Genomic DNA, 8,985 nt, shown 5'->3' with positions numbered 1-8,985 from the left:
TTTTTTGTTTTGTTTTTTTTGGTTGCGACGGCGACCACCAAGATCTCCCCTATCCTGTTCGTCGGCAGCGTCAGAGGGGGATAAGGGCCCGGTTATAGGGGTTGCCGAGCTCCTCCCACGCGGCGGCGGCCTCCATCCAGGCGGCCGGTTCGAGGACGCCGCGGGCGCGGGCCAGTTCGGCGGCGAACGTGAAGCGGTGCGCACGCTGAAGCCGTCCGGTGGAGCGCAGCCCGGCGGCGCGTTCCTCGATCTTGCGCAGGTCACCGGCGGCGGCGTCGCCCAGCCCCGCGCACGCCGCCGCGCCCGCGATCAGCACGGGCCACGCGTAGCGGGCGTCGTCCGGCAGGCCCGCATGGTCGAGGACGGGCCGCACCGCGTCCAGCGCGGCGCCGGGACGGCCGTCGGCGAGCGCGATGTTCGCCTCAAGCCACAGCGTGCTGAAGTAGTCCTGCGTCTTCAGCCACTTCATCTTCAGCTTCTTGATCTCGCGGGACGTGCCGAGCCGCTGCTTCGCGGTCGCGAGGTCGCCGCGCGCCAGCGACACCCAGCCGGTCAGGACGAGCAGCGACGTGCGGGTGGTGATGGCCGGGTCCTGCTCCAGGGCGTGGTTCATCACGTGCATGGCCTCGTCCCACCGGCCGAGCGAGACCAGCGGCTCGGCCTGGTTGATGGACAGGAACGTGCCCTGGGTGCGCGCCACCCCGTACTCGCGCGCCAGCTCCTTGCCGCGCTGCGCGACGGCGGCGGCCTCGGCGTGCCGTCCGGCGCCCTCCAGGAAATGCGACTTGATCACGTAGTAGCGGAGCAGCACCGGGTGGTGGCCGGCGCGGTCGGCGGCCGCCTCGACCTCGGCGAGGTCGTCGTCGTACCCGTAGTCGGTGTCGGCGCAGAACAGCGCGATCAGCGCCTCGGCCTCGGCGACGGGGTCGCCGAGCTTGCGCGCGATGGCCAGCGACTCCCCCGCCACGCTGCGCGCCTGGGAGATGTCGGTGGTGATGCGCACGTAGTTGGCGAGCGTCGACAGCACCCGGGCGCGCAGCACGCTGGGCGGGTCGGCGGGCAGCGCCTCGACGGCGGCGCGCAGGTCCTCGACGAAGCCGGGGCGCGCCATCTGGTTCCGCATGCGGCCGCGCTGCTCCATCAGCATCGCCCAGCGTTCGGTGTCGCGTTCGCCGTCCGCGGCCTCGATCTCCTTGAGCGCGGCGGTGACGAGCTTGATGCCGCGGTCGAACTCGCCGGCCAGGTCGGCGGCGCCGGCGGCGTCCACCAGGACTTTGACGTAGTCGGCGCCGATGCGCTCCACCGCGTCCGGGACCCGGTCCCACAGCTGGAGGACGCGTTCGAGCATCGCCAGGCACTCGGCGTAGGCGAGCGCTTTGCGCGACTCACGTGCCGCACGCCAGGACGCGACGAGCGCCCACGTGCTGTTGTGGGCTTGTTTCCAGTGGTAACTCAGCTCGACCCACAGCCGCCCGGCGGGGACGAGCGAAGGGTCGTTTTCCAGGGTCTCGGCATAGCGCGTGTGTAGGCGTGTGTGCTCGCCCGGCAGCAGATCGTCGTGGACGGCCTCACGGATCAGCGCATGTCGGAACGCGTATCCGTCGCCGTCCACGACGAGCACGTTCGCGGCAACGGCCGGACGCAGTACCCGCGTAAGCGCGGCGTCATCCAGCCCGGACACGGCCGCCAGCAGCGCATGCTCAATACGCGTACTGCCGCCGCTTGCGTCCCGCAGGACGTCCTGTGTCTCCTCCGGGAGCCGCTGCACACCGGCGAGGAGCAGGTCGCGCAGCGATTCGGGCAGCTCGCACACCAGCTCGCCGTCGTCTTGGAGCAGCGTCTCGATGAACAGCGGGTTCCCCTCGCTGCGCGCCTCGATCCGCTCGACGAGGCCGGGCTGCGGGGCCTGCCCGAGCAGTTCGGTGACCAGCGCGGACACCTCGGCGCGGCTCAGCTTGCCGATCTCCACCCGGCGCACCCGCTCCAGGCGCCCCAACCCGGCGAGCAACTGCCGCAGCGGATGGGTGCGGTGCAGCTCGTCCGTCCGGTACGTCAGGACGATCAGCACCGGCCCGCCGCCGAGGTTGCGCACCAGGAAGGCCAGCAGGTCGCGGGTGGACCGGTCGGCCCAGTGGGCGTCCTCGATGACGAGCACGACCGGGCCCTTCTCGGCCAGCCGTTCCAGCAGCGTGAGCACGACCTCGAACAGCCGGGCGCGTTCCTCCCCGGACGCCGCGTCCGACTCCGGCTCCCCGAACTCGGGCAGCAGCCGGGCAAGGCCGCCGGTGTCGCCGCGCGGGCAGAGGCCGGCGACCCCCTCAATGCCGATGTCCCGCACGAGGCTTCGCAGGACGGTCGTGAACGGCGCGAACGGCAGACCGTCCGACCCCAGCTCCAGGCAGCCCCCGACGAGCACATTCGCCTGCCCCGCCACCGACCGGGAGAACTCCCTGATCAGCCGCGTCTTCCCGAGCCCCGCGTCACCGCCGACGAGCACGGCCCCGGGCGCGGCGGCAAGGGCGTCCCGCAACTCCCCCAGCTCCACCGCCCTGCCGACCAGGCCCGGACCCATCGCACGCGCGTTCACGTCACAAGCATGCCAAACAGGTACGACAATCCCACCTGATTTTCACTCCGCGAGACGCCAGCCCTGGCCGCGGTGCTCGTCCGGTTCAGGGGCCGTCCCCTCCTTCAGCGGCGGATGGACGGTCGTCCGGACAGGCCCCTCCACCTGGATCTTCCGCTGCCGGAAGTGGTCAAGGCCGATCATCTCCGGGCGGGAGAGGACAGGCGCGACGGGCGCACCGGCCGCGCTCAGCCGCTCGATCGCCTCCGCCATGGTGAACTTCGCCACCGCGGCGGTCACGGCCGCGTCCAGCTCGCCGATCCGCCCGAGCCGCTCCATGAACGGGACATCGGCGTGCTCCTCGATGCCCAGCGCGCGGCAAGTGGCGCCCCACAGCCTCTCCTCCGACACGACACCGAGCGTGATCTTCCGGCCGTCCTTCGTCGGGTAGACGCCGTAGCCGGGGACGGGCCCGGCGCCCGACCGCGCGGTCGCCTCCGGGACGGTGCCGACCCAGTGCGCCAGGACGTCCGCCATACCGAGGTCGATCCGGTCACCGGCACCGCCGGCACGCGCCTTGAGCACGGCCGCGGTGATCGCGAACGCGGCCATCGTGGCGGCCGACATGTCCGCGATCGGCAGCTCGTCGGCCTCCGGGGAGACGGCGTCGGGTGGAAGCGCGGCGGCATACGCCCGGTAGTTGATGTCATGCCCGGGAACGTCCCGCAGCGGCCCTTCCGCCCCGTATCCGGAGATGGAGCAGTAGACGAGCCGCGGGTTGAGCGCGCGAAGCGTCTCGTGGCCCACTCCCAGCCGCTCGGCGACACCGGGCCTGAACCCCTCGACGAAAACCTCGGCGTCCTCGGCCAGCCGCATGAGTGCCGCACGCCCGTCCCCGGATTTCAGATCGAGCACCATGCTGCGCTTGTGCCGGTTGAGGACGTCGAAATGGTCGCCGAACATCCGCATCGGCTCCCCGCCGGGCGGCTCCACCTTGATCACGTCCGCACCGAGCTGGGCGAGCAGTTGCGTGGCGTACGGGCCGGGCCGCCACATCGTCAGATCGAGGACGCGCAGTCCGTCCAGCAGCGCCATGGGGCTCCTCTCGCAACGTCGTCGCGCTCACGGTGCCGGTCGCCGCCGTCCGCCGTCAAGCGAGCGCTTGGTCGCCGCCGGGCCCGGCATGGGAGCGTGGGGCGGCCCCGCCGTCCCTTCGAGGCGCTGGGCCCCGACGCGGGATCGCTGCGCCCGCGGCTCCTCGGCATCGCGACCGCATCGCGACCGCGCTTCCCACGGAAGCGCTCGCGGCCTGGGCGGCAGGCCTGAACAAGGTCAGGGCCCATGGCGCGCCTCTGGATGAGAAGGAGACCAAGAGCAATTTCAACTGGTACACGGCCGAGGTGCTCATCAATCTCCTCGCCGAGGCACCGGCGCCGGCGAAGGTGCGCAGCGCCGCCTACCGGGCTTTGGCGACGGTCGATGGAGTCGAGTTCCTCGGCCAAGCCAAGGACCCGCGCGCGGCCGGACGGGCTAGGCGTTCGAGATCGGCGCCGGCCGGTACATCATCGACACCAAGACCTCGCTCGTTCTGTCGGTGGCCACGGCACCCAAGACCCCGGCGGCGAAGACGAAGACGACCGACGTCGGCTGGACTGACACCTCGCCGCGCGTCCCGGCCGGCTGATCCGACGGCCTAGAACGGGCACGCTCCAGGCCTTTCCGGCCGCCCCGGAACGCCCGGCAGTTGCCGCCCCGAGCCGTTGACGGAGCGTCCAATTCGGGTGATGCTGGCCGTGCAGGAGCCAGGTCGCCGCCCGTTCTGGCTGGTCACAAGGGTGGAGGTGGTTCAGATCAGATTCTCACTCTTCTATGAGCACCAGTTGCCGCGGCCGTGGAGCGAGGGGCAGGAACTGAAGCTCTACCAGGACGCCCTGGACCAGGTGGAACTCGCCGACCGGATCGGCTTCGACTGGGTTTGGCAGGTGGAACACCACTTCCTGGAGGAGTACTCGCATTCGTCGGCGCCGGAGGTGTTTCTCGCCGCCGCGTCGCAGCGCACGAAGCGGATTCGGCTCGGCCACGGGATCGTCCAATTGCCGCCGGCGGTCAACCATCCGGCGCGGATCGCGGAGCGCATCGCGACGCTCGACCTCGTCTCGAACGGGCGCGTCGACTTCGGGACGGGCGAGTCGAGTTCGAGTGCCGAACTCGGCGGGTTCGGGGTGCGGCGCACCGAGAAGCGGGACCAGTGGCAGGACGCCATCGACGCCATTACCCGGATGTTCGTCGAGGAGCCGTTCGCCGGTTGGTCGTCCGAATACGTTCGGATGCCGCCTCGGAACGTGCTGCCGAAGACCGTGCAGAAGCCGCATCCGCCGCTGTGGGTGGCGTGCTCGCGACGGGAGACGATCCAGTTCGCGGCGCGCAACGGCATCGGCGCCCTGACGTTCTCCTTCGTCGAGCCCGAGGACGCCGGGAAATGGGTGGACGAGTACTACCGCATCATCGCGTCCGATGAGTGCGTGCCAGCGGGGTTCGCGGTGAATCCGAACGTGACCGTCGTCCTGCCGATGATGCTGCACGAGGACGAGGCGACGGCGATCGACCGCGGCATCGATGGGGCGCATTTCTTCGCGTTCGCGCTGGCGCATTACTACGGGCCTACGCCGCACGATCCGGGGCGCACGAACGTGTGGGAGGAGTTCCAGGAACGCCGGGACGCCCGCGGCTTCTCCCGCGAGCAGATCATCGCGAACGCGGAGACGCTCAACGTCAACGTCGGATCCTTGCGCGGCGCCGTTGGGACGCCCGCGCAGGTCATCGACCTGATCCAGCGCTACGAGTCGGCGGGCGTCGACCAGATCTCGTTCGTCCTGCAGTCGGGGCCGAACAAGCACGAGCACATCTGTGAGTCGCTCGAACTGTTCGGGAAGGCCGTCCTGCCGCACTTCACCGAAGGGCGCGAGGAACGCGAGGCAGCCAAGGCGGAACGGCTCGCCCCCGCGATCGAGGCCGCCCTCGCCCGCCGCGCCCCCGCCCGCACGGCACCGGCCGGTTACCGCATTGACGAGGACGCGGAAGTCGCCCGCGCGGACCGTTCGCGCCGTCCGTTGCGGGAGGAGGTGCGTTCCGCGAGCCGGAGGCGGTTCCGTCAAGGTTTCTACAGGCTCGTCCACGGCCGGACGGACGAGCAGATCGAACGCCGTTTCGGCCCCAGCGCGCAGCGCCTGTTCTTCGCCGGAATGGCGCGCGCATACGACCCGTCCGCGGCGGGCGGTTTCACGGGCGAGCTGGAGTTCCGCCTGACCCGCACCACATGGACGCTCGTCATCGGCAAGAACCGCGCCCGCGCGCGCCCCGGGCCGGCCGACGAGCCGTCTCTCACCCTCATCGTGAAAACGGCGGACTTCCTGCGGATACTCGCCGGCGACGCCAACCCGGCGACCCTGCTCATGGACGGCGACCTGGAACTGCGCGGCAACTTCGAACTGGCCCCGCGGCTCAGCGAGATGTTCGGCGGCCCGTCCCCGTACTGACCACTGGTGGTGGCCGTGGTCCCCCGATGACCACGGCCACCACATAGTCAGACGTCCACACCCCCCGCGAGAGTTCGCACCCCGGCGAAAAATTTCGATCGATCTCGCTCGCGATGCCTTACCTTCGCGTGGTGTTCTCCCTCCAGGAACCCCCACTGTTCACCCGCCTCAAGAAGGCGCAGCGCATCCTCATCGCAGGCGCGGGCGGCGGATTCGACGTCTACGCGGGCCTGCCCCTGGCCTTGTCCTTGCTGGACGACGGCAAGGACGTCCACCTGGCCAACCTGTCCTTCAGTGCGCTCTACGGACTCCCGTCCGACGCCTGGCTGGAGGTGGACGTGGTCGCAGTGACCCCGGAGACGCCCAGCCGCGACGACTACTTCCCCGAAGGGACGCTCGCGCGCTGGCTCGACCTCCACGGCCTCCCGTCCACCGTCTACGCGTTCCCCAAGCTGGGCGTACAGCCGCTCCGCGAGGCGTACCGGCACCTGGCCGACCGCCTGAACCTGGACGCGATCGTCCTCGTGGACGGCGGCACGGACATCCTGATGCGCGGCGACGAGTCCGGCCTCGGCACGCCCGAGGAGGACATGGCGAGCCTCGCCGCCGTCCACGGCCTGGACGTCCCCGAGAAGATCGTCGTCTGCGCGGGCTTCGGCGTGGACGCTTACCACGGCGTAAACCACTCGCACGTCCTGGAAAATCTCGCCGCCCTGACCGCCGACGGCTCCTACCTGGGCGCCCTGTCAATCCCCCGCGACAGCCGCGAGGCGGCCCTCTACCTGGACGCCGTCGAATACGCGCAGGCGGCGACGCCGGGGTATCCGAGCATCGTGAACGGCTCGATCTCAGCCGCCATACGCGGCCAGTTCGGCGACGTCCGCTTTACCGCCCGGGCGCGCAACAGCGAACTGTTCATCAACCCACTCATGGCGATGTACTTCGCCGTAGACTTGGACGGCCTCGCCCGCCGCTCCCTCTACCTCGACCGCCTGGAGAACACGCGGATCATCCGCCAGATCAGCTCGATCGTCGAATCTTTCCGCGACGAGGTTCGTCCTCGTCCGCCCCGCCAGTACCCGCACTGATGGACGGCCGTCCGGCGATGACATCGCCCAGCCAGTCGCCGAGCCGCTGCACGGGCCGCCGGTAGCGGCGCTCACGCTTCCGGGCCCGCCGCTCCTTCCGCGATCCCGGCCGGTATCTCCGTCGCGCCCAAGGCGAGTCGGGTCGCGCCAGCCGGACGGCCCCGACCACCGCGACGACGCCGATGAACAGACCGATGAGGCCCGTCCAGATCTTGCCTTTGAGCAGCGCCACCAAGGCCACGAGCATGTCGAACACCAGGACGGCCGCGACCGCCCACAACCCGTCCCCTGCCACGTCGTCCACGCCGAGGGGACGCAGGCCGAGCAGCAGCAACCCGCACAGCGCGATCGTGATGAACACGACCTCGACCGACAGCCGGCCCTGCTCGCTCCAGTAGACGTCCTCCAAGTGGAGGACGAGCGCGAACTCGTCCAGCACCAGCGCCGTCCCGACCCCGAACACGGCCGCAGTGGCCACCGCCCACCCGGACGACCCGTCCTGGACGGACAGCCCGCCCACACCACCCACGCACATGAACACCAGGCCGAACACGACGTGATGGATGTGATGCCCGCCCGGCGTGACGTTCCCTGGCCACCACCGCACCTGCCGCCGGATCATCCGCACGCTGAACCGGATGAACAGGAACCCCGCGATGAACGCCAGCAGGAAACAGAACAACCGCAGCCGTCCGGTATCCGCAATCTCCCGCGTGAACCACTCCCCCACACCGGCCCTCTTCCCCGACCCGGGCAAGCTCACCCCGCCCGGCGGAACTCCGCCTTCAGAAGGGCCCACACGCTCTTCCCCTCGAACCCCGCCCGAACGCCGTGCTCCGCGCAAAGGAATTCGACAATCCCCAACCCCCACCCACCGGGGTCGGGCGCGTCGTCGGGCACCGGCATTTCCGGCATCGAGAGATCCGGCGTGGACGCCTTCGGACGCACCGGCGACGTGTCCCAGACCTCGACCCGAAGCCCGTCCACGGCCAGCGCCAGCCGCAACGACACCGGCCGCCCGGGCGTGGCCCGCACCGCATTGGTCAGCAGCTCAGAGGCGACCAGCACGGCATTCTGCACCGTCTCCTCAGCCAGCCCCCACTGCAACGCCTGCGCCTCGACGATCAGCCGTCCCTCCTGGACGACCTCCGGCCCGCCCACAAACCGCCGCCGCACCGCCCACGGCCCACGGCCCAACCACCGTCCTTTCCATTCGAACCAAAGAGCCCGTTTTGTCGAACTCCCCACCCATCCTCTTCCGTCGGCCGATCATTCCGTTCACCACTCCCGTCGCTCGATGCATGTGATTCGACACACATCGTGTAACGCATCGACTACCGTCGGAAGTGGGACCGGCTTTACCCAACTCGATACTTCCGGAGGTCAACTCATGGTGAATCGGAAGCGACTCGACCCGACCGAGTCGACAGCCGCACTTTTCGGGGCAAAGCTCCGGAAGTTCCGGGACAAAGCCGGACTTTCTCAAGCCCAGCTCGCGGACGCGGTCGGCTACTCGCACGACACGATCTCCAAGGTCGAGACCGCCGCCCAGGCCCCGTCCCCCCAACTCGCCGAACTCCTCGACGCGCACTTCAGCACGGACGAACAGTTCCAGGAGCTCCAGCCCCTAGCCGCCAAGGAGGGCATCCCCGTCTTCTTCCGCCCCTACCCTCTGTGTCAGGCTCAGGTGGGACACAAGGGGATGAAGTTCCCTAACTGATGTGAACAGGGCGAGAACGGGTACTGAGCAGAGTGACGATGACCAGCCACGATCTTCCTTCCGGCGACGGGCCGC

General features: G+C 69.7%; 7 protein-coding genes. 3 read left to right on the top strand and 4 right to left on the bottom strand.

Translation table 11 applies throughout. The features are described from left to right. Positions 1-70 precede the first annotated feature (70 nt). Complete coding sequence (locus tag HUX53_RS07565) at positions 71-2,587, bottom strand: AAA family ATPase (RefSeq protein ID WP_309237101.1); 2,517 nt, start codon at positions 2,585-2,587, stop codon at positions 71-73. Between the two features lie 42 nt (positions 2,588-2,629). Continuing rightward, the gene (locus tag HUX53_RS07560) at positions 2,630-3,661 is read right to left on the bottom strand and encodes a CaiB/BaiF CoA-transferase family protein (RefSeq protein WP_176402438.1); all 1,032 of its coding nucleotides are present in this window, start codon (positions 3,659-3,661) and stop codon (positions 2,630-2,632) included. Between the two features lie 689 nt (positions 3,662-4,350). Between HUX53_RS07560 and HUX53_RS07555 the strand changes: the two genes are divergently transcribed. After that, positions 4,351-6,102: an LLM class flavin-dependent oxidoreductase gene (locus tag HUX53_RS07555; protein WP_176402437.1), complete on the top strand. Its 1,752-nt coding sequence runs from the start codon at positions 4,351-4,353 to the stop codon at positions 6,100-6,102. 113 nt (positions 6,103-6,215) lie between these two features. Then, positions 6,216-7,190 carry a DUF1152 domain-containing protein gene (locus HUX53_RS07550; RefSeq protein WP_217919181.1) on the top strand — a complete coding sequence of 325 codons (975 nt, stop codon included), beginning with the start codon at positions 6,216-6,218 and terminating at the stop codon, positions 7,188-7,190. On the opposite strand, the gene HUX53_RS07545 is transcribed toward HUX53_RS07550, so the two are convergent. Together HUX53_RS07545 and HUX53_RS07540 are read right to left on the bottom strand one after the other, a co-directional pair. Then, positions 7,123-7,920 carry a hypothetical protein gene (locus tag HUX53_RS07545; RefSeq protein ID WP_309237100.1) on the bottom strand — a complete coding sequence of 266 codons (798 nt, stop codon included), beginning with the start codon at positions 7,918-7,920 and terminating at the stop codon, positions 7,123-7,125. The genes HUX53_RS07550 and HUX53_RS07545 overlap by 68 nt on opposite strands. 29 nt (positions 7,921-7,949) lie before the next feature. Next, on the bottom strand, positions 7,950-8,351 hold the full coding sequence (locus HUX53_RS07540) for an ATP-binding protein (protein ID WP_176402436.1): 402 nt from the start codon (positions 8,349-8,351) through the stop codon (positions 7,950-7,952). 229 nt (positions 8,352-8,580) lie between these two features. Between HUX53_RS07540 and HUX53_RS07535 the strand changes: the two genes are divergently transcribed. Beyond that, positions 8,581-8,910 carry a helix-turn-helix transcriptional regulator gene (locus HUX53_RS07535; RefSeq protein ID WP_176402435.1) on the top strand — a complete coding sequence of 110 codons (330 nt, stop codon included), beginning with the start codon at positions 8,581-8,583 and terminating at the stop codon, positions 8,908-8,910. Positions 8,911-8,985 lie beyond the last annotated feature (75 nt).

The sequence above is a fragment of the Actinomadura sp. BRA 177 genome (assembly GCF_013372625.1).
Taxonomy (GTDB): domain Bacteria; phylum Actinomycetota; class Actinomycetes; order Streptosporangiales; family Streptosporangiaceae; genus Spirillospora.
Note: the sequence above shows the minus strand (reverse complement) of the source record. Positions and strands in the feature narration are given on the sequence as shown.

Coding starts and splice junctions, on each gene's coding strand:
- HUX53_RS07535 (WP_176402435.1), top strand. CDS start 8,581: ATGGTGAATCGGAAGCGACTCGACCCGACCGAGTCGACAGCCGCACTT.
- HUX53_RS07550 (WP_217919181.1), top strand. CDS start 6,216: ATGCCTTACCTTCGCGTGGTGTTCTCCCTCCAGGAACCCCCACTGTTC.
- HUX53_RS07555 (WP_176402437.1), top strand. CDS start 4,351: ATGCTGGCCGTGCAGGAGCCAGGTCGCCGCCCGTTCTGGCTGGTCACA.
- HUX53_RS07560 (WP_176402438.1), bottom strand. CDS start 3,661: ATGGCGCTGCTGGACGGACTGCGCGTCCTCGATCTGACGATGTGGCGG.